Below are 20,563 nucleotides of genomic sequence, written 5' to 3' on the forward strand. Positions count from 1 at the left end.
CGGATGGCGGGTTGAAAGAGGAGAAAGCGGTACGCGTGCGCAGCATCAGAAATCCATCTTCATGCTGACCGACACATTGCGGCCGGGCGCCGTATAGGCGTCCTTGATGGGCGACGAATCGGCAATGCCGCGCACGTCCGACCAGTTCCAGTACTTGCGGTCGAACAGATTGAACACGCCGAGATAGGCGACCACATGTTTGTTGAAGCGGTAGCCGCCGCGCAGATCGACCACGAACGACGAAGCCGGCGCGAAACAGGTTTGCGAGGCGCAACTCTTCGGCGTGATGTCGCTCGATTTCTTCGCCGCCTGGAACAGCAGGTCGGCTTGCGCGAACCAGCGCTCGCCCGGTTCATAGCGAATACCGAACACCGCCGAGAACGGGTTGACCGAATCCAGCGGCTGGCTCGCGGAATTGCCGCTGTCCACGCTGCCTTTGGTGAAGGCCATCGCGGTCTTGAGCGAGAAGCCGTGCGGCAGCGCCCATTCCGCGCGGCCTTCCAGGCCGTGAATGTAGGCCTTGGAAAAGTTGACGTACTGAAACACCAGCGGGTCGTTGGGGCGTCCGGTGCCGCCCACGGTTTGCTGCGAGATGAAGTCGCGATAGCGGCCGGCGAAGATCGCTGCACTGTAGCGCAGCGGACCGAGCCCGGTGCCGAGCTTGCCGCGCAAACCGGCTTCGATGGTGTCGCTGGTTTCCGGCTTCAGGTTTGGATTGCCGATCGAGGTGTAGCCATAGAGCGGATTGGCAAAGCTGTTGTTCACCTGGTCCGGCGCCGGCGCACGGAAACCATGCGCATATTGTGCGTACGGAATCAGCGCGGGCGACACTTCGTACAGCACCGCCAGCCGCGGCGACAACGCGTTGTCGCTCGACGAAACCGGCTTGCCCAGATACTGCGGATCGCCGGTCTTCGCGCTCAGCTTGTAGGTGTCAAAGCGCAAGCCCGGCGTGACGGTCAACGCGCCGTAGCTGATCTGATCCTGAATGAACGCACCGAGCAAGCGGTAGTCGGTATCGGGGAACGGTTTGTTCGGGAACGCGGCTTCGCCTACGCCCGGCACGGTGCCGTCGCGCAGTGCGGTCACACGATCGAGACTGCCGTCGCCGCCATACAGCAGCTTGTGCGAAAGAATCCCGGTCTGGAAGTTGCTCTCCGCAAATGCCGATCCGCCGAAGACACGCTCGCCATAGTGACTCAAACGGGTACGTGACGCGGAAGAGCCACGCGTCTCATACGAATTCTGATCCTGCCAGGCATCCTGGTAGTACACCTGAACATGTGCGGTCTGGAAATAGCGGGCAGCGTTGTTATTGAAGTCGTAGTCGACGCTATAGCGGTTGCGCTCCAGCTTGTCATTGCCGGTCAGGGCGAGCGTGGTGGGCGGATTGATGGCCGACAGCACGTTCGTATCGATCCGCTCGCGCACGGTTTCGGCGGTGAATTTGAAGGTGTCGTGCGCGGTCGGCTTGACGACGAGCTTGCCGAGCAGCGTTTCGGAATAGGTGTCCTGCGGATTCGCCGTAGTGCGCTTCGTACTGCTGGAGTTGTTGCTCCCCTGGTTGTCCACTTCATGGCCGCGCCGGCCGTCGGCAATCAGCATGCCCTGGATCATGTCGTTGCCGCCGGCTGCCTGCACCGTCGCACCGAAACTGCGATCGGTGGAGTCGTAGCCTGGGCGCAGCGAAAAATAGGTGCGCTTGTTGTAGATGTCGAGCAGATCCTGCGGATCCTTGGTCAGAAAGTTCACCGCGCCGGTCAAGCCGTCGCTGCCATACAGCGCGGAGGCCGGGCCGCGCAGAATCTCGATGCGCTTGAGCGTGCCGAGATCGGCGTAGTCGCCACGACCCGCTTCAAGCGGGCCGAAAGTGAACGAATAGGGCAGACGGATGCCGTCTTCCATCAGCAGGATGCGATTGCCTTCGAGGCCGCGGATATTGATGCTCGAATCGTTGTCGCGGCCACCGCCCATGGCGGCCGAGGAAGGCCGGTAGGGCGTGCGGCGCACCGTGACGCCGGGCTCGTAGCGCAGAGCGTCCTTGATGTTGTCGGCTTGCTGTTCTTCGAGGTCCTCGTCCGTGATGACCGACACCGACGCGGCCGTGCGGCTCTGGGCCGAGGCGGTGCGCGTGGCGGTGACGGTGACCGGGTCTAGCGATCGCGCGGATGCCAGATGCACCGGCTGGGTCGATTGGATCGATTGGATCGATGGTGGGGCCTGCGTCGCCAGTGGCGCGGCGCTGTCCTGAGGTTGCGCGATATCTGCTGCGTGAGCCGGCTGCGCGGCCCATAAACCGACGACGCCAAAAACGCCGGACAGCATGGCGCACAGCGGACGTCGCGCTGTATTGAGGTGATGCACGTGTGGTTCTCCCGATCAAACAAGCCCGTAGCTGGCTGGGTGACGAGAGGCACCTGGCTGGCAGTTCGCAACGATGTGCGGACTGTGTATGTGAAATGGATAAATGGAGGTAACGAAAGCCTTACAAATTTATTGTAAATGAGAATCAATGTCAATTGAGTGCGCGTAAATTTCTGCCAGGTGTTGTTTGAAGGAGGGGTGGATGAGTGTTGTCCGGCGTGAGCGGTTGGACGCGGATCATCGCCAAACGAGAGGTCTGCGTTGCCCGACCAGCACTTCGGCATCGTCAGCGCGCGCCGTATAGTGGGTCTGGTGAGCGCAAGGAGAATGCTGATGAGCGATACGATTCGTCTGGACGGCCGCGTGCTGTACCTGTCCCAGGACCCCGCGGTGATCGAGGCGCAACTGGCCGGCGAGAACTTCACGCGCGCGAGTGCCGGCCCGCTGCGCGACAACGTCTCGACTGACGAAATCACACCGGTCACCGTCATGCTCACCTATGACGAACGCCTTGGCCAGTATCCGTACGTGGGCTTCCAGGCGGGTGAGCGCCTGCCAATTGGCCGCAATGCCGTCAGGAACGGTGGTTTTCAGGTGACGGTGGCGGGCAAGCGTTACGGCAAGGGGTCATCGCGCGAATCGAGTCCGTTGGCGGAGTTGTCGGCGGGCATCCGCCTGATCGTTGCCGAGAGTTTCGAGCGCATCTATCAGCAGAATTGCGACAACATCGGTATCCTGACTACCTCCGATTTCTCGGTGCTCGATCGTCTGATCGCGGGAGAGGCGGTGCCGATCGACGAGTTTCTCAAAGGCCGCGACGCGCTTACGCAGCAGATCATTCGCAGCGGTGGCCTGCTCGCGTACAGCAAGTTTGCCCACTGGCCCGCGCCGCGTGCGAAGAACATGGCGAATGCCGCTCATGCGGCGAGCGCCACGGAGCCGAAGACGTTGGTCGAGAAGATCATCGAACGTCATCTTCATCCGGGAATTGACCGCGCGCAGCGTGGCGACGGCGTGTTCATTGCCGCCGACTGGCGCTTCAGTCACGACTATTTCACCGGCATGTGCGCACATCTGATGCATCGCGCGTTCGGTCGACCCGCGCCGCTGCATGAGCCGGATCACATCATCGCGTTTCAGGATCATCTGGTGCTCGCTTCGCAAAGCATTCCGCACGTGCGCGACGGATTACTGCCAGGCGTTGCCAATCTGATGGAAGGGCACACGTCTTTTTCGCGCGACTATCCGGTGCGCTCGCACGGCGCGCTCGATAACTCGCCAGGTTCCGAGGGCATCTGTCATGCGCTGATGGCCGAGCAGTACGCGTTGCCGGGGCAGGTCGCGTGCGGCACCGATTCGCACACGCCGCATTCGGGCGCGCTCGGCTGCCTCGCGTTCGGTGCGGGCGCAACGGAAATCGCCAATAGCTGGGTGACGGGCTACGTGCGCTGCAACGTGCCGGAGACGTTGCGCATCGAGATTAGCGGCGCGTTGCGCGAGGGTGTCACCGCGAAAGATGTGGTGCTGCATCTGCTGCAGATGGACGCGATCCGCTCGGGCGGCGCGATCGGCCTCGTGTTCGAATACGGCGGCGCGGCGGTGCGTGCGATGTCGATCGACGAACGCGCCACGCTCACCAATATGGTCGCGGAGCTGGGTGGTTTCACGGGCATCGTCGAGCCGGACGAACGCACGGTGGCGTTCCTGAAGGAACGGCGCGGTGTCGACTTCAGCCTTGAAAACTGGATGAAAAGCGATCCCGGCGCTACGTATCGCGACACGATCCGTATCGACGCTGCCGCCATCGAACCGATGCTCGCGCGGCCTGGCGATCCGGGCAATGGCCTGCCGGCGCCGCAATTGCAGCAGGACGTCGCGATCGATATCGCGTATGGCGGTTCGTGCACGGCCGGCAAGCGCGAAGACTTCGACTTCTATCACGAGGTATTGCGCTGGGGCGTGGAGCAGGGCATGCATGTGCCCGAGGGCACGCGCCTTTTTCTGCAATTCGGCACGATGGCGGTGCGAGCGTATTGCGAGCGCCAGGGTTATTTGCCGGTGTTCGAGCGCGCGGGCGTGACGCTCGTGATGCCCGGCTGCGGGTCGTGCGCGAATTGCGGACCAGGGCAATCGGCCGATGCAAGCGAGGTGACGATCAGCGCGATCAACCGCAATTTCCCTGGCCGTTCAGGCCCGGGCAATGTGTGGCTCGCGAGTCCGTACACCGTTGCAGCAAGTGCGTTGGCTGGAAAAATCACGACCTTCGAACAATTGAAGCGCACACGCGGCTAGAATGCTGGCCGGACCTTGCGGCCCGGCATCGTGGTGCGCGTGACGCGCAAGAGTACCCAAAGGCCGGCACAAGACCGGACCCGGCGAGCATCGTCGTGCTCGCCTGCATGACCGCACTACCAGGAGACAAACAACATGGCATCCCCCGATCACGCCGGATCCGTCGCGCGCAGCGCCGGCGGCGCGGTGTCTTCCTCAACGGCCGCGACCTCCGCGGCTTCCGTCACGCTCGACGCCGGCAGCATCTCCGCGCGCCTCGACCGGCTGCCCGCCACGCGTTCCGTCTGGAAGCTGGTGGTGCTGCTGAGCCTCGGCTTCTTCTTCGAACTGTACGACCTGCTGTACTCCGGCTACGTCGCGCCTGGTCTTGTCAAAAGCGGCCTGCTGACCTCGACCACGCACGGCCTGTTCGGCTCGACCGGCGTTGCCAGCTTCATCGCCGCGTTGTTCAGCGGGCTGTTCATCGGCACGATCGCGTGCGGCTTTCTGGCGGATCGCTACGGCCGCCGCGCCGTGTTCACCTATTCGCTGCTGTGGTACACGGCGGCCAACGTCGTGATGGCGTTTCAGGAAACGGCCACCGGTCTGAATTTCTGGCGCTTCGTTGCGGGGATCGGCATTGGTGTCGAGCTGGTGACGATCGGCACGTACATCTCCGAACTCGTGCCCAAGCAGATCCGGGGGCGCGCGTTTGCCTGCGAGCAGGCTGTGGGCTTTACGGCGGTGCCGGTGGTGGCGTTCCTGTCGTATCTGCTGGTGCCGCGCACGTTGCTGGGTCTCGATGGCTGGCGTTGGGTGGTGCTGATCGGCGCGCACGGTGCGCTGTTCGTGTGGTGGATTCGGCGCGCGTTGCCGGAGAGCCCGCGTTGGCTCGCACAGCAGGGGCGCCTCGCCGAAGCCGATCGCGTGATGAGCGAGCTCGAAGCGAAAGTACGCAGCGAGTACGGCCGTGAACTGCCGCCGCCCGCACCGCCGGTGCCGGTTGCGCCGCGCGGCAGCTTCCGCGATATGTGGGTGCCGCCGTACCGCAACCGCACGCTGATGATGACGATCTTCAACATCTTCCAGACGGTGGGCTTCTACGGCTTTGCGAACTGGGTGCCGACACTATTGATCAAGCAGGGCATTACGATCACCACGAGCCTGATGTACTCGAGCGTGATTGCGCTGGCCGCGCCGATCGGTCCGGTGATTGGCCTCTTTATCGGCGACCGCTTCGAACGCAAGACGGTGATCGTGGTGATGGCGGCCGTGAATATCGTGTGCGGTCTGTGGTTCAGCCAGGCGTCCGGCGCGGTATTGCTGGTGAGCCTCGGCGTATGTTTGACGCTCGCGGGCAACATCATTTCGTACAGCTTTCATGCGTACCAGACTGAGCTCTTTCCGACTAGCATCCGTGCGCGGGCGGTGGGTTTTGTTTATTCGTGGAGCCGGTTTTCCGCGATCTTTACGGCCTTTCTGATCGCCGAAGTGTTGAAGCAATTCGGCACCGTGGGGGTCTTCGTGTTTATCGCCGGTGCGATGCTGATCGTGATGCTGGCGATTGGGTTGATGGGACCGCGAACCAGAGGTATCGAACTGGAGAAAATCTCCCGGTAGCGTTCAGAAGCAGGTTGCTGCGGAGGACGAGGCGATCAGACCTGCGAAAACCTCAGGCGGAAAGACGGTCTCTCATCTGCTCAACCTTGCCGCGGCGCTGCTGTAGCAGAATGTGGAGTTCTGCACCGTGCCCGATACGAGGTTGTCATGCCCCGATACGTTGCTTTTCTCCGCGGCGTTAGCCCGATGAATGCCCGGATGCCCGAGCTCAAGCTCTGCTTCGAGGCGGCGGGCTTCTCCGACGTGAAAACCCTGCTCTCCAGCGGAAATGTCGTGTTCAATGCGCGCTCATCGTCACTGGCCGCCCTGGAGCGACGCGCCGAGAAAGCGATGCAAGCCGGACTGGGCCGCAGCTTCGGCACCTTTGTCCGGCCGAGCCGCTATCTCCAGGACCTCATCGACGCGGACCCCTTCGCCGAGTTCAAGCTCGGGTCGTCGGTCAAACCGGTTGTCACTTTTCTCCACAGTCCCGTCTCGCCAGACGTGAAGCTGCCCATCGAGCGCGACGGAGCAAGCATCGTCAAGGCGAATGACACGGAGGTCTTCAGCGCCTACGTGCCTGACCCGAAGAAGGGCCCCGTATTCATGAGCCTGCTCGAACGCATATTCGGCAAGGACATCACCACTCGAACGCTCGACACAGTTATCAAGTGCGCCAAGGCATAAACCTGATGCGCGAGCATAGCCGATAGCCGACCCGTCACCAAGGTAACCATTGAATGAAATCCTACGCATTCCGCCTGCTAAACGTGTTCGCCGAATCTACTTTTGGCGGCAATCCGTTGTGCGTGTTCGAAGATGCACGGGGCCTGGATGATTCAAGCATGCTTGCGCTTGCCGCCCAGTTCAATCTTTCCGAAACGACGTTTGTTTTGCCTTCAGATCGAGCAAGCGCCCAGGTTCGCGTTTTCACGCCTGGCTATGAAATGCCTTTTGCGGGACATCCGGCGCTTGGCACTGCACACGTGGTGCGAGACGTCGTTCATACCGGTGACAGCCTCACGCTCGAGTTCAAGGCGGGGGTTGTACCGGTAAGCGCACGCGAGGACGTGTGGACCTTCGCAGCGCCGCATGCCGGCAAGCCGAAAACAGCAGTCTGTACCTTGAGCGACGCAGAAATGGCGTCGCTGCTAGGCTTGCACGAAGACGATCTGCTCACGTCGCCCGTGTGGGTCGATACGGGTTCAGATCAGTTACTGGTCGCGCTGAACAGCACAGACGCGGTTCGCCGTGCACGGCCCGACAGCACGCGCCTGGATATCTGGCCGCAAAGCAGTCTCGGTAGAAAGACTGCTTACGTGTTCGCATTCGATGCTGCCCGGCCGGGACGAGTGCTGTCGCGCTATTTCTTTGCAAAGCAGAGCGGAGGCTTTGCCGAAGACCCAGGCACAGGTTCCGCCTGCGCAAACCTGGGCGGCTGGCTGCTCGCCAACGAGCGTGAATTGCCGGCGGCATTTGAGATCGAGCAGGGCGACGCGGTAGGCCGCCCCAGTCTGCTGCGGCTTTCAGTGACTGAGAGCGGCGAAATCCGTGTGGGTGGACGTGTGATTGAGCTGGGGCGGGGTGTCATCACGCTTTGAGTTCGGCGGCTATGGTGTCGGCAAGCCGGCGAATGGCTTCGTCCATAAACTGAGGATCGGTGCTTGAAAAGCTGAGACGGAGATTCGGCGAGCCATGCGCGTCATGATGAAATTCCGAACCGGGCACATACGCAACCCCGTTCTCAATGGCCTTGTTCAGTAGCTCGCGTGCGTCGATGGGAACACTGAGTGTTACCCATACAAAGAATCCGCCCTCTGGCGCGTTCCACGTTGCGTACGGAGCCAGGTGTGTTTGCAACGCGTCGAGCATTGCATCGCGCCGCGCCTGGTATCGTTCCTGAACACGCGCCACGTGCCCGTCTATCCCGCGCTTGAGCAGATTGACCACAATCTCCTGCGAGAGCGTGCCGGGCTGGAGATCGCCGCCCTGTCGCAGGAGCGTCAGCAGCGAGATGAGGTTTGCCGGACCAACAATCCAGCCAATCCGAAGTCCCGGGGCAATGATTTTGGAGAACGAACCGATAAATAACGTCCTGCCTGTGTCGGGTGATGCGTTGCCGCAATCCATTTCGAGAAGTGTGGGCGGAAGCTCACGCTCCGAGAATCTGATCTCACGATACGGGCTGTCTTCGACCAGAAATGTGCCGCGTTGACGTGCAGTCGCGAGGAGCGTCGCACGCTCGTCGGCGCTGAGAATCTCTCCAGTGGGATTCTGGAAATCGGTCATTGCGTAAATAAACTTCGTATTGCCCCCTTGCATGGCGTCATCTCGATCAGCGAGCGATGCGACCCTCGCGCCCCGGGCTCGAAACACCTGCAATGCGCCCGGATAGGTATTGGGCTGCACCAGCACGGCATCGCCATCATCTATGAGCAACTGGGTAATCAGGTCGATTGCCTGCTGGGCGCCCGCGGTAATAAGAATGTTCGACGCGTTGCATGTGACGCCCCGCTTGAGCATGTGCTGTGCCAAAAGCGCCAGCAGTTCCGGATTGCCCTGAGATTGGCCGTACTGCAGAGCGCGTGCGGCCGCATCCGGACTGTCGAGCACAACGCTCAGCGCGCTGAAAATCTCGGTGGACGGAAACAGCGTGCCATCGGGTTGCCCTGGTCCTAACGAAATGAGACCGGGCGTGTCCTGGGCCAGTTGCTCGAGTTTCCGGATGCCCGACGGTGCAAGGCGGGTAGACAGGCGCGACAGCAGATTCGGGTGCGGCATTGTTTGGCCTCGCATGGTTCAGTTGGCGATTCGTTCGAATTCTCTGAAAATTATCGTAAGTCCATTTGTTATCGTGGGTAGAGGGATAATTTTGTGATTAAAATCGGTAGAAAGTGAAAATCACCGATGAATTCGCAAGGAATCCACCATGATTGACGACCGCGACCGACGAATCCTCACCGCTCTTGCCGGAAACAGCCGGATAAGCTTTCGTGAGCTCGGCGAGGTGGCGAACCTGAGTGCCAACGCGACGGCCGAACGGGTGCAACGACTGGTGGAAACCGGCGTGATCTCAAAGTTTTCGATCGAAATTCCTGCGGCCGCGATGGGCCTCGGTCTGCAAGCCTTCATCGACGTGCGGTTGCAGCCGGGAACGACCATGGCGGCCTTCGAGAAAGCGATTCAGCGCATGGACAGTGTTCTCGAGGGGACGGTTCTGACGGGCACGTTCGACGCTAGGCTTCGTGTTGCGTGTTCGGACCCGGAACACCTCAACCGGATCATCGAGGAGTTGCGTGGCGCCTGCGGCATACTGGAAACCAGCAGCGCGATCATATGCCGGCAGATGCAGTTGATTTCGCATAGCCGGGGAGGCAGCCGGCTTCCATTGAAATAGCAGGCAGTGTTGATCGATCGTTCCTGCGGATCGATCAGCCTGAATCGTTATAAACTCTCCAGTCGAATCTAACTTTTTTAGAAAGGAGGTAAATATGGTTCTGCTTGCGCGCCCACTGATGTTGGCGCATCTGTTCAGCACATTTGCCCGCTCTTACCTGAGTTCTATCGCGCTGCGATAACCTGGTCAGAGCAAAGTCCACTCCACATTCCCGGGTCCTTTCTCGACTCACTGTTGTCGCCAGCGCTCCTGTTGACAGGGACGAACACGTCCCGCAAAAACGAGAGCACAAGCATGACAACCCTGATCTCCGCACTTTCCCTGCAACTGGAAACCGGCCATGGCCCATTGTTCCAGGATCTTTCTTTTACCGTAAGACTTGGCGACCGTATCGGCCTTCTGGGCCACAACGGCTGCGGCAAGAGCAGTCTGCTCGGCATACTGGCCGGCAGCCGTGAACCCAGTGCAGGCAAAGTGCACTATGCCGGGCTGTGTCGGTTGCAGCACGTCGAACAGCATCTGCCGGCAAGACTTGCGGGTCTAACGGCACGCGAGGCCTTGCTGGAGGCAATAGACAGGCAACCGGCACAGCGTTGGCGAGTAGACGGCCTGTTGGACGAACTGGCGTTATCGGCGGCGGCAGACGCGCCGATTGCCAGTCTCAGCGGCGGTCAACATACCCGTTTGCTGCTGGGGCGTGCCGTCCTGCCCGAACCGAATCTACTTTTGCTGGATGAGCCGAGCAACCATCTGGACCTGCCGTCGCTACTGTGGCTGGAGGACTTCCTGCGCCGCTGGCAGGGCGGTTTCATCCTGGTATCGCATGATCCGCGGCTTCTGGACACGCTGAGCGACAAGAGCTGGATTCTGCGCGATCAGCGCTTGTACAGCTTCGATCTGCCGTGCAGCCGCGCTTTGGCTGCGTTGGCCGACGCGGACGTGGCAGCGCAGGCTCGCCATATTGGCGAACAAAGGGAAATCGACCGGTTGGCCGCCAGCAGCAAGCGCGTGGCTATCTGGGGGCGCGAGCACGACAACGAAAAGCTGCTGCGTCAGGCCAGATCCATGCAAAGGCGCGTCGACCGGATGAAGGATGAGCAGACCTTTGTCAGCCGTGGCAGCCCATGGCGCCTGAAGCTGCCAGGTAGCACGCTGGATGCGGATCGTCTGCTGGCATTCGAAGGTTTTCAGGTACGGGCTCAGCCCGAGCAACCGCCGTTGTTTCAGATCGATAGCTTGTGGTTGCGGCCAGGTGACAAGGTAGCGCTGCTGGGCAGCAACGGCACGGGAAAGTCATCGTTACTTCGCCAGTGCTGGGGCGACGTGCAGCAAGGTGAGGCACGCGCCGGCTGGCGTTACCATCCCGCGGCGCGCATCGCGTACTACGATCAGTCTTTGCAGCAACTGCCCGACGACGCCACGCTATCCGACGCGCTGTACAAGTTTGCGCGGGTCAGTGACCAGGCGCGGCGGCAAGCCTTGATCGCCGCTGGATTTGCCTATCCGCGTCACAATCAGATCGTGGCTGCTCTCAGTGGCGGCGAGCGGGCACGCCTGCTATTCCTGGCGCTCTCCCTCGTCAGCTATCACCTGCTGTGGCTTGATGAACCGACCAATCACCTGGATATGGAAGGCAAGCGCGAACTTGCTGCAGCGCTGGCCGAGTTCGCCGGGGGTTTCATCCTGGTTTCGCACGACCGGGAATTGATCGAGCACAGTTGCAATCGCTTCTGGGCGATCAATGACGGGCAGTTGCAGGAATGGCCGGATGCTGAAAGTGCCTATCAACGTCTGTTTACCGCCCGCGACACTGCAGTAGCCGCGCCTGCGCCGGCAGCGCCGCCCCCCGTCAATGCTGCTGAATCCGCGGATAGCGAAGCTGAGGCGCAATGGCAGCGCTGGTGCCAGTTGGAGGCCTGGCTGACGATGGATCTCGCGCGGAAGCCGAAACATCAGAAGCCGAATTTGCAACAGGAATGGCGTGAAGAGATGTTGCAACTGGAGCGGGCACTTGGGCTTTAGAAGTTAAGCGTAGCTTCGCAATCCACCATGCCCATCGTTCATTTTTGAACGATGGGCGTACTATCAGTTTCGATTGGGTAGCAGTGCAAATCACCTGCTTGTAAGCCGCATTGCTTGCGTGCAGGCGCATTCACCGATGTCGCTAGAGGCGCCTTGGTCGAGGCACCTTTCGCGTGCAGGTCCTGAATTTTCCTCGTCAACCAGAACGCTCGTCAGAGGCCAAGTTTTCGTTCGCTCATCCACTTCACGATTGCCGGATCGCGATGCGAGAAGAAGCTGCTCGTGCCGGTCTCCAGCGCAGCAACGGCCTGCATGTCTTCTCCGGACAACTCGAAGTCGAAGACCGCCAGGTTTTCCAGCATCCGTTCCTTTCGCACGGACTTCGCGAGGGTAACGACGCCGCGCTGAACCAGCCATCGCAGCACGACTTGCCCCACGGTCTTGCCGTGGAGCGCGGCAATCGTCATCAGTTGCTCGTTCTGGAACAGGTTGTTCCGTCCTTCGGCGAAGGGCGCCCAAGCCTCCGGCTGAACGCCAAGCTCGCGCATGAAATCGATGCTCCCGGTCTGTTGATGAAAGGGGTTGATTTCGATCTGATTGACGGCGGCCGTGATCTCATTGAAAGCCGTGATGTCCATGAGACGATCCGGGTGAAAGTTGCTCACTCCGATCGCACGCAGCTTGCCGGCGCGATGCGCCTCCTCCATCGCTCGCCATGCGCCGTGAACGTCTGAGAACGGTTGGTGGATCAGGAACAGATCGAGGTAATCCAGGTCGAGCCGCTTCAGCGATTTGTCGATGGCCAGTCGAGCACGTTCATAGCCGGCATCTTCAACCCACAGCTTGCTCGTGACAAAAAGCTGGTCGCGGGGTATCCCGCAACGCTTGAGGCCACGCCCCGTCGCCGCTTCGTTCTTGTAGGACGCAGCGGTGTCGATGAGGCGATAGCCAGCCTGTACCGCGTCTACGACGCAGCGTTCGCATTCCGCCTCGTCGGCGATCTGGAAGACGCCATAGCCGAGGATCGGCATCTTCATCCCATTGTTCAGGGTCACGTGTTGCATGGTCTGTCCTTAGTGTTGAGAGCCGTTGGCGGTGTCCAGGAGGCGCTCCTCGCTGTAGACGACGAGGGCGGTGGCCCGATGTCCGTTACTTTAGGGGGTGCACTTTCAAGCGACTAGTCGATTGCACCTTGCACCAGTATCAAGCTCAGGTTGATACTGGATGGCCCGCGCGACACTTCCGTCCGTGCTTCTGCAGAAGAACCGACTATGCCCATCAACGATTTCAAGGCCATTGCGACGTTCGCCAGAGCAGTGGAGCTCGGCAGCATCCGGCAGGCGGCGCTGGCCCAGGGCGTCACGCCCCAGGCCGCCAGTCAGGCCATTGCGCAGCTGGAACAGCATCTGGGAGTCCGCCTGTTGCATCGGACAACGCGCAGCCTGGCGCTAACCGAGGAAGGCCAACGGTTCCTGGAGAACACCCAGCCCGCCCTGGCTGCGCTGGATAGGGCGCTAGCGCTGGCGCGCGAGTCCAAGGATGAGATCGCGGGGCCGCTGCGGATCGTTGGGCCGAAATCGTCGTTCGCCGCCATCCTGATGCCGCTGCTCGACGAGTTCTGCCGGGACTACCCCGGTATCCAGCCGGACGTCCAGCTTGATGACGGTATCGGCAACTGGGTGCTGGACCGGGTCGATGTCGGCTTCAGGATCGGGGCGTCGGCCAGCGAGGGCGTGATCGGCCGGCAACTCTTCCCGATCCAGATGATCGTGTGCGCGGCGCCCGCCTACCTGAAGGCGTATGGAGCACCGTCGACGCTTGGCGAGCTGGCGGCGCATCGCTGCAGCGTGTTCCGGCATTCGGTCACCGGCAAGGTGGCGCCCTGGTACTTGACCGTGGATGGCAAGCTCGAATATCGGCAGATGTCCCCTGCGTTCTCGACGAACGACTCGGAGTTGGAACTGCAGGCGGTGCTCTCAGGGCAAGTCATCGGTCAGCTTGCGAGCTTCTCGGCGGCGCCCCACATCCGGGCGGGACGACTGGAGCCGGTTCTCGTGCAGCATATGAGTGCACATATCGGTTTGCATGTGTACTACGGAAGCCGGGCGGCTCAGCCCAAACGAGTACGAGCGTTTCTGGATCTCGCCTTCGCCCGTCTGCTTGATTCCAGAGAATACGCGCTTGCCGACAAGGAGTTGGCACAGTTCAGGTCGCGATCGATACGATCCGGCCGGGTTCGCTAGTGTGCCTGGTTCGTCGAGAATGGGGCTTGCGCTTTCAAACTGAACGCGCTGTGGCTGGTTGTGAAGCCGTTGTTCACCGTGCTTGGCCGAGGAGGGGAGTGGGGTGAACTGAGCCGGTCGTCATCCAGCTGGGTTTGGCCAGTTTGAGACCTTCGACTTCTTCGGTCGAATGGTTGACAATCCTGCGCAGAAACCGGTGCAAGGGTCATCTACGATACCAGCGGCGTCGATTGACAAGCCTGCACATTAATTTTTAACTGACAAACACAAATGCAATTTCAGGCGGCATCGGGGAACCCCGGCGCGTGGGTCGCCCCGAGAGCTGTGAGCGTGAACGTCAGCTATGTAGCGTGACAATTGTCCGTTCAGGATCGACCTGAGCTAGCGCGACAAAGCCTTCCAGACCTTCACGGACCTGGAGCCCGAGACACATCGAACCAGTTCGCCACATCATGACGACAACGAGAAGCCTGGCGCTCATTCTGGCATGCGTGTTTGCCTTTTCTCAGCACGGCCACGCGCAATGTGTCGACCTGGTCGCCAGTCTTGACGACGGTCAGTTGATGCAGTCGCGGCTTGCGCTGGTCGACCGTGCCACGCCTACCGAGCAGATTCACATCCTCGCCTACATCTTCGAAATCGATCAGACCGGCGGCCTGCTGTTGCGTCATCTGGTCGACGCCGCGCGCCGAGGCGTGCCGGTCAAGCTGCTGATCGACGGCATCGGTCCCGAGCCGCACTTCCCGTTCGAGGACGAGCTCATCGTCGCCCTGCACGAGGTGGCTCCCGGCATCGAACTCCGAATCTTCCATCCACGATCAGATCTCGTCGAGATTTCGCATCGCATGCACGACAAGCTGTTCCTGGTTGGCGACACGGCCGTGATCGGCAGTACCTCGATCTGGGATGCGAGCTTCCGCAACTGGCTCAGCGAACGCGATCTGATAGTGTCGGGCGACGCCGGCCAGGACGCCTCCTCACTGCACGCCATGTACCAGCATTTCGCCTTGTTCTGGAATAGCCCGGAAGTGGTTCGCCCCGAGCCGGAAAAATTCCTCGAAATCGCAAGTCCTTATCGCGTCTCACAGAGTTATGCGACGCTGGACCCGGCGCGCATCCATTATTGGCGCGAATGGCTGCTGGCTCCGCCCGACGCCGCAGCCCAGGCGACGGACCTGGCCGCTACCGATACACCAACTGCCTCCGATACGCCCGATGATCCCGCCGCTCCCGGGGCGTATTTTGATCCCGCCTGGACGCCGATCGCCTGCGAGCGCCTGCGCTATGTTCACGACTGGCCCGACAAGCGCTCACCCGGCACGTTGCGGGACATGCTGCAAGCGTTCGATACGGCGCAGCACGAGATCCTGATCATCAACCCCTACCTGATCCTGGTGCCGGAACTGCGCGAGGTGCTTGAGCGCAAGCAGCGCGAAGGTGTCCACGTGATCCTGGTGAGCGCCTCGCTGGCGAGCATCACGCAGGAATTCCCCGCAGTCGGGCGCGCCTATGCCGACGATCTGCCCGGCCTGGTGAATGCCGGGATCGAGGTGCGCGAATATTCCGACCGGGAGAACCGCATGATGCACGCCAAGCTGGTCCTCATCGACGGCCATCGATACTATCTCGGCAGTTTCAATTTCGATTCGCTGTCGGCCCGCCTGAATACCGAAAACGGGCTGTGGATAGATATCCCTGAGGACGGGCTCGATCCCTTGCAAGACAGCGTGGCGTACTTCCTGCGCAACTCAAGTTCGGTGAGCGACGCCAATGGCCGCCTTCTGGCGGATCCCAATGCGCGCTGCCGGGCCGTCGGCTGCGGCGGTGCCTGGCGATGGGTGACGACGCTGATCAGGAACTTCCTCTGAGCGCGGCGTGCCCTGTCGCTAAACTACGTGGCCAGTTCGGGTCGCCGTCCGCATTGTGTCGCGCAGTAGTCGGCCATGAGTGGTCCCTCACCTGGCTCGTAGGTATGACGTTCGTGTGTTGGCTTCGCATCAGTTCCCGGCCGCTCGCGTACCGATGATGCATGCCGCCTCTTCCGCCGGAGCGGTCGGTCAGCAGCCGCGGCTGCGAAGGCGATCACGAACGTCCGCTATGCCCGTGAGGCAAGATCAACTATTGGATTGTCTTCTTCCAGGACCGGAAGAGATCTAACAGCACTCTCGCGGGCGTCGGCAGGATGCCCTTTCGGTGCCAGACGGCGCCGACGTCCATGGTCGGGATCGGAATGCTCAGATCACGCCTCATAATCCGGTTCCCTTCGAGCGACCACGGACGATAGACGAGGTCCGAAAGAATCGTCACGCCCAACCCGAGCGCGACCATGCTTCGCACGGCTTCGATCGACTTGCTCTGGATACGCACGTGCGGTTCGAGGCCATACTTTCCCCAATACTTGCGAACAGTGCGGACATGCTCGTCCATGTCGAGTAAAAGGTAGTCCTCCTGCACAATGTCCTGCAGCGTGACCTGTTGTGCATCTTGCAACGGGTGATCCGGATGGGTCCAAAGCCGGCGCGTGGAGCGCAGAATCGTTTCATATTTCAGCTCGTCCACGTTGGCCGTATTGGACACAAGCATCAGACCGATATCAAGCTGATTGTCGACGAGACGTTGCTCGATATCCTCGCGCGCGTCTTCGATGACCTCGACAGTCAGGTGCTCGAAGCGCTGCGCGACGGTAGCAAGCATTGACGGCATCAGGTAAGCCGAGACGGTTTCCGTGACGCCGACCCGAACGTGGCCCGAAATCTGTTCAGGTTCCTCCTGGGCCGCGACCACGGCGCGCCCGATGGACACATTAGCGTTCTGCACATGCCGAAGAAATCGCTCGCCGGCTCGGGTCAGCCGGACGCCCCTCGCGTGGCGCTGCAGCAGCGGCACCCCCACGGTGTCTTCGAGATTCTTCAGCGCGATCGTCATCGACGACTGCGAAACGGCGCAGAGATTGGCGGACCTGGAGATCTGCCCGGTATCAGCCACCGAGATGAAGTATTCGATCTGGCGAAGCGTAATGTGTGTGGCCACGTTGACGTACTCCGCTGGGTTGTGGCGCCGTGCAAACCGGCGGCGCGAACCGACGGCCAATCTGAGGTATTGAAAAATTATATATCGCGAGGCATGAAATATGAATTAGGCAGGGCGATTTCGGCTGCATAGCATCCCGTCATGAAAGGAAACAGTGGAACGATGATGGAGACGCAGGAGAAGAAGGGATACTGCACGCTATGCCGGTCAAGATGCGGCACGATCAACACGGTCCGCGGCGACGCGTTGCTGAAGGTGCGTCCCGACAATACGCACCCGACCGGCAACGCGATGTGCATGAAAGGCAAGGCCGCGCCGGAACTCGTACACAGCCCCGACCGGGTGTTGTATCCCATGCGCCGCACTGCTCCAAAAGGGGCGGCCGATCCGCATTGGAAACGGATCAGCTGGGACGAGGCGCTTGACGAGATCGCGACGATGCTCGCGCACATCAAGCGGGAAAACGGCGCCGAATCGGTGGTGTTCGGTGTGACCACCCCGAGCGGTACGCCGATGAGCGACAGTATCGACTGGGTGGAGCGATTCGTCTGGTCCTTCGGAAGTCCGAATATCTGCTACGCGACCGAGATCTGCAACTGGCACAAGGATTTCGCGCACGTGTTTACGTTCGGCTGTGGCATGCCAACGGCCGATTACCGGAATTCCGACGTCATCGTGCTTTGGGGTACGAATCCAGCCAACACGTGGCTGGCCCAGGCGGACAGTATTGCAGCGGGTCGGCGCAACGGCGCGAAGCTGATTGTCGTGGACCCGAGACCCACGGCGCTTGCGCGCGATGCGGATGTATGGCTGCGCGTGCAGCCAGGCACGGACGGCGCGCTTGCTATGGGAATTGCCCGGCAAATGATCGCGACGGGAAATATCGACGATACATTTGTCCGCGAGTGGACGAATGGCGCGTTCCTGGTTCGTCGTGACAGCGGACATTTTTTGCGTGAGCGCGACATCGATCCGGAGTCGCCGAACAATCGATATGCGGTCTGGAATGACACGCTCAATCGACTCGAACTCGTCGGAGAAGAGGCGCGCACGTCGCCGTCCGATCTTTCGATTTCAGGCTCGCACCAGATTTCCGTATTCGACCTGACCGGCCGGGTGATCGAGGTCACGTGTACGCCCGCTTTCGAGTTGTACTGGGGTGCGCTGTCTGATTACACGCCCGAACACGTGAGCAAAATCACCGGTGTCGACGCCTCGGCGATCGAAATCGTGGCGGCGATGCTCAGCCCACGCCAGCGCATTGCCTATCACGCGTGGTCTGGCGTTGGACAGCACACGAACGCGACGCAAACGGAGCGGGCGATCGCTACGCTGTATGCACTGACAGGTGCATTCGATACGCAGGGTTCAAACCGCGAGTGGCGGAAGCAACCAGCAAATCCCCTCAGTAACTACGCCATGCTGAGTCCCCAGCAGCGGACAAAGGCACTCGGACTTGACGAGCGGCCGCTCGGTCCGCCGTCCCAGGGATGGGTGACCGCGCGCGACGTTTATCGCGCGATTCTCGAGTCCAAGCCCTATCGGGTGCGCGCGCTTGTCGCGTTCGGCACCAACATGGTGATGTCGCAAGCCGACAGCGCATTGGCGCACGACGCGCTGTGCGCACTGGATTTTCATGTTCATTGCGACCTGTTCGAAACGCCATCCGCCCGCTACGCGGATATCCTCCTTCCGGTCAACACGCCTTGGGAACGGGAAGGACTGCGTCTGGGCTTCGAGATCAATGAACGGGCCGTCGAACTGGTCCAGTTGCGGCAGCGGATGGTGACGCCCCGCGGGGAGAGCCGGGCAGACTACAACATCGTGCTGGATCTGGCGGTCAGGCTCGGGATGGGGGATCAATTCTTCGGTGGCGACGTCGAAAAAGGATGGAACCATGTTCTCGAACCGTTGGGCCTGGACGTCGCGACGCTGCGCTCACATCCCCAGGGCATTTACCGGCCGCTCAAGCAGCAGGAAAGGCAATACGCTTGCACGACGCCGAATGGCCCGCGAGGCTTTGCGACCGAAACGCGGTGCGTCGAGTTCTATTCGGAGAAGCTGCATCGGTACGGCTATCCGGCCGTACCTCAGTATGTACCGCCGAGCGGCGGAGAAGGAGCACGCGCAGCTGACCGCCGACGCTTCCCGTACACGCTCACTTCCGTCAAGAACGGCTACTACTGCCACAGCCAGCATCGTGGCCTGCCAAGCCTGCGTCGCCGTGCCCCTTATCCCGTCGCGGAACTGAGCGCCGATCTGGCGGCCATCAAGGGCATTGTCGACGGCGACTGGATACGCGTCGCCAGTACCAACGGCACCGCGCGATTTCGTGCACTAGTGGTTCCCGAACTCGCGCCGGATGTCGTAGTCGCGGAGTATGGCTGGTGGCAGGCGTGCGACGAAATCGGCATGGAATCGTCGGCGGCCCTGGGAAGCACCAACAGTAACTACAACAGTATCGTGTCCGGCGCCGTCGGCGATCCGCTGAGCGGTTCGACACCGCTTCGTGCCGTGCCATGCGACGTCACGCTCGACCCGTCGGTCGATCCCGCGCGACGTGCATGGCAGGGATTCCGGGACTTTCTCGTCTCGGCTATACATGAAGAAGCGGAGGGCGTTCGCACGGTTACGTTCAGCGCAGCCGACGGTGGACCGCTCCCCGACTATCTGCCCGGACAGCATGTGACGATTCATATTCCGGAATTGCGCGAAGGAGGAACGACGCGTGCCTATTCGCTCACTGGCCATGCGATTGAAAACGATCGCCGGACATACTCGATCTCCGTGCGCCATCAGCGAGGCCGAAGTGTCGATGGTGAGCAGTTCGAGGGTGTCATGTCCTCGTATATTCATCGCGAGCTGGCAGTTGGACACAGGGTCTTGCTTCAAGCGCCCAGCGGCACCTTCATCGTGCCCCCGGCTTCGAAGCGACCGGTCGTCATATTCGCGGGTGGGATTGGAATAACGCCCTTCATTTCGTGGCTGGAAACGATCGGACAGCTGGGCACACAAGCGCCCGAATCCCAGCTGTTTTACGCGAATCTCAATAGCTCGACTCATGCGTTCCGGAATCGAATTGCGCAATTGCAGCGTGCGTTGCCAACGCTCAAGATCGTAAATTGCTATAACAAACCGCGCGACGAAGTACTCGGACGCGACTTCGAGATGCAGGGCTACCTCACTGCGGACGTCGTGGACGACGCATTGATACAGCACCGCGCGCGATTCTATTTATGCGGCCCAGAACCGATGATGAACGCAATCACGGAGGGCCTTGTCGAGCGTGGCGTACCGCCGTTCGATATCTTCAGCGAGGCCTTTCGGTCTCCATCGAAGCCGGTCCTCGATCCATCAAAGCGCTTTGCCGTCGAATTCCGGCGCTCGCGGATCAAGGCTGAATGGGCGCCCGAACGGGGAAGCCTGCTCAGCTTCGGCGAGAGCCTCGGCATCAGCATGCCGAGCGGCTGCCGGGTCGGGCAATGCGAGAGCTGCGCCGTCAAGGTCCTGGCGGGCAAGGTGTCGCATATGACAGGGCATGGGCCGGATGAAGCCGATATGTGCCTCGCCTGCCAGGCGATCCCGGCCACTGATATTTCCATTGAAGCGTGAACGACTCACGAGGAGCAAATCGAGT

At 61.0% G+C, this 20,563-nt stretch carries 13 protein-coding genes; 9 read left to right on the forward strand and 4 right to left on the reverse strand.

What is annotated here, in order from left to right; translation table 11 throughout:
* Window positions 1–45: 45 nt before the first annotated feature.
* A complete protein-coding gene (locus BCY88_RS14770) occupies window positions 46–2,325 on the reverse strand; it encodes a TonB-dependent hemoglobin/transferrin/lactoferrin family receptor (RefSeq protein WP_120345029.1) in 2,280 nt (759 codons plus the stop codon).
* A gap of 372 nt (window positions 2,326–2,697) precedes the next feature.
* Between BCY88_RS14770 and BCY88_RS14775 the strand changes: the two genes are divergently transcribed.
* From BCY88_RS14775 to BCY88_RS14790, 4 genes are all read left to right on the forward strand, one after another.
* On the forward strand, window positions 2,698–4,656 hold the full coding sequence (locus tag BCY88_RS14775) for an aconitase family protein (protein ID WP_120344953.1): 1,959 nt from the start codon (window positions 2,698–2,700) through the stop codon (window positions 4,654–4,656).
* A 135-nt stretch (window positions 4,657–4,791) separates the two neighbouring features.
* Window positions 4,792–6,255, forward strand: a complete 1,464-nt coding sequence (locus BCY88_RS14780) for an MFS transporter (protein ID WP_120344954.1) — start codon at window positions 4,792–4,794, stop codon at window positions 6,253–6,255.
* A gap of 147 nt (window positions 6,256–6,402) precedes the next feature.
* Window positions 6,403–6,921 carry a DUF1697 domain-containing protein gene (locus BCY88_RS14785; RefSeq protein ID WP_120344955.1) on the forward strand — a complete coding sequence of 173 codons (519 nt, stop codon included), beginning with the start codon at window positions 6,403–6,405 and terminating at the stop codon, window positions 6,919–6,921.
* Window positions 6,922–6,974: 53 nt separating this feature from the next.
* Complete coding sequence (locus tag BCY88_RS14790; protein WP_120344956.1) at window positions 6,975–7,835, forward strand: PhzF family phenazine biosynthesis protein; 861 nt, start codon at window positions 6,975–6,977, stop codon at window positions 7,833–7,835.
* Here the strand turns inward: BCY88_RS14790 and BCY88_RS14795 are convergent.
* Window positions 7,825–9,015: an aminotransferase-like domain-containing protein gene (locus BCY88_RS14795; RefSeq protein WP_183081370.1), complete on the reverse strand. Its 1,191-nt coding sequence runs from the start codon at window positions 9,013–9,015 to the stop codon at window positions 7,825–7,827. The two genes, BCY88_RS14790 and BCY88_RS14795, sit on opposite strands and share 11 nt — an antisense overlap.
* A gap of 148 nt (window positions 9,016–9,163) precedes the next feature.
* Between BCY88_RS14795 and BCY88_RS14800 the strand changes: the two genes are divergently transcribed.
* Window positions 9,164–9,631: an Lrp/AsnC family transcriptional regulator gene (locus BCY88_RS14800; RefSeq protein WP_120344958.1), complete on the forward strand. Its 468-nt coding sequence runs from the start codon at window positions 9,164–9,166 to the stop codon at window positions 9,629–9,631.
* Between the two features lie 294 nt (window positions 9,632–9,925).
* On the forward strand, window positions 9,926–11,653 hold the full coding sequence (locus BCY88_RS14805; protein ID WP_120344959.1) for an ATP-binding cassette domain-containing protein: 1,728 nt from the start codon (window positions 9,926–9,928) through the stop codon (window positions 11,651–11,653).
* 212 nt (window positions 11,654–11,865) lie between these two features.
* Here BCY88_RS14805 and BCY88_RS14810 read toward each other — a convergent pair whose 3' ends face one another.
* Complete coding sequence (locus BCY88_RS14810; protein WP_120344960.1) at window positions 11,866–12,717, reverse strand: aldo/keto reductase; 852 nt, start codon at window positions 12,715–12,717, stop codon at window positions 11,866–11,868.
* 207 nt (window positions 12,718–12,924) lie between these two features.
* On the opposite strand from BCY88_RS14810, the gene BCY88_RS14815 reads away from it, so the two are divergent.
* Both BCY88_RS14815 and BCY88_RS14820 read left to right on the forward strand, forming a co-directional pair.
* Window positions 12,925–13,896 (forward strand): LysR family transcriptional regulator, encoded by a 972-nt coding sequence (locus BCY88_RS14815; RefSeq protein WP_120344961.1) that lies wholly within the window; start codon window positions 12,925–12,927, stop codon window positions 13,894–13,896.
* A gap of 452 nt (window positions 13,897–14,348) precedes the next feature.
* Window positions 14,349–15,764, forward strand: a complete 1,416-nt coding sequence (locus BCY88_RS14820; protein ID WP_259461396.1) for a phospholipase D-like domain-containing protein — start codon at window positions 14,349–14,351, stop codon at window positions 15,762–15,764.
* A gap of 250 nt (window positions 15,765–16,014) precedes the next feature.
* Here the strand turns inward: BCY88_RS14820 and BCY88_RS14825 are convergent, their stop codons facing one another.
* The gene (locus BCY88_RS14825) at window positions 16,015–16,926 is read right to left on the reverse strand and encodes a LysR family transcriptional regulator (RefSeq protein ID WP_120345030.1); all 912 of its coding nucleotides are present in this window, start codon (window positions 16,924–16,926) and stop codon (window positions 16,015–16,017) included.
* Window positions 16,927–17,091: 165 nt separating this feature from the next.
* Here BCY88_RS14825 and BCY88_RS14830 point away from each other — a divergent pair, with 165 nt between their 5' ends.
* Window positions 17,092–20,538 (forward strand): molybdopterin-dependent oxidoreductase, encoded by a 3,447-nt coding sequence (locus tag BCY88_RS14830; protein ID WP_120345031.1) that lies wholly within the window; start codon window positions 17,092–17,094, stop codon window positions 20,536–20,538.
* Window positions 20,539–20,563 lie beyond the last annotated feature (25 nt).

Origin of the sequence: Paraburkholderia fungorum (assembly GCF_003610895.1) — a bacterium.
Lineage (GTDB): Bacteria > Pseudomonadota > Gammaproteobacteria > Burkholderiales > Burkholderiaceae > Paraburkholderia > Paraburkholderia fungorum_B.

Coding starts and splice junctions, on each gene's coding strand:
- BCY88_RS14795 (WP_183081370.1), bottom strand. CDS start 9,015: ATGCCGCACCCGAATCTGCTGTCGCGCCTGTCTACCCGCCTTGCACCG.
- BCY88_RS14820 (WP_259461396.1), top strand. CDS start 14,349: ATGACGACAACGAGAAGCCTGGCGCTCATTCTGGCATGCGTGTTTGCC.
- BCY88_RS14815 (WP_120344961.1), top strand. CDS start 12,925: ATGCCCATCAACGATTTCAAGGCCATTGCGACGTTCGCCAGAGCAGTG.
- BCY88_RS14775 (WP_120344953.1), top strand. CDS start 2,698: ATGAGCGATACGATTCGTCTGGACGGCCGCGTGCTGTACCTGTCCCAG.
- BCY88_RS14830 (WP_120345031.1), top strand. CDS start 17,092: ATGGAGACGCAGGAGAAGAAGGGATACTGCACGCTATGCCGGTCAAGA.
- BCY88_RS14780 (WP_120344954.1), top strand. CDS start 4,792: ATGGCATCCCCCGATCACGCCGGATCCGTCGCGCGCAGCGCCGGCGGC.
- BCY88_RS14810 (WP_120344960.1), bottom strand. CDS start 12,717: ATGCAACACGTGACCCTGAACAATGGGATGAAGATGCCGATCCTCGGC.
- BCY88_RS14805 (WP_120344959.1), top strand. CDS start 9,926: ATGACAACCCTGATCTCCGCACTTTCCCTGCAACTGGAAACCGGCCAT.
- BCY88_RS14770 (WP_120345029.1), bottom strand. CDS start 2,325: ATGCTGTCCGGCGTTTTTGGCGTCGTCGGTTTATGGGCCGCGCAGCCG.
- BCY88_RS14800 (WP_120344958.1), top strand. CDS start 9,164: ATGATTGACGACCGCGACCGACGAATCCTCACCGCTCTTGCCGGAAAC.
- BCY88_RS14785 (WP_120344955.1), top strand. CDS start 6,403: ATGCCCCGATACGTTGCTTTTCTCCGCGGCGTTAGCCCGATGAATGCC.
- BCY88_RS14790 (WP_120344956.1), top strand. CDS start 6,975: ATGAAATCCTACGCATTCCGCCTGCTAAACGTGTTCGCCGAATCTACT.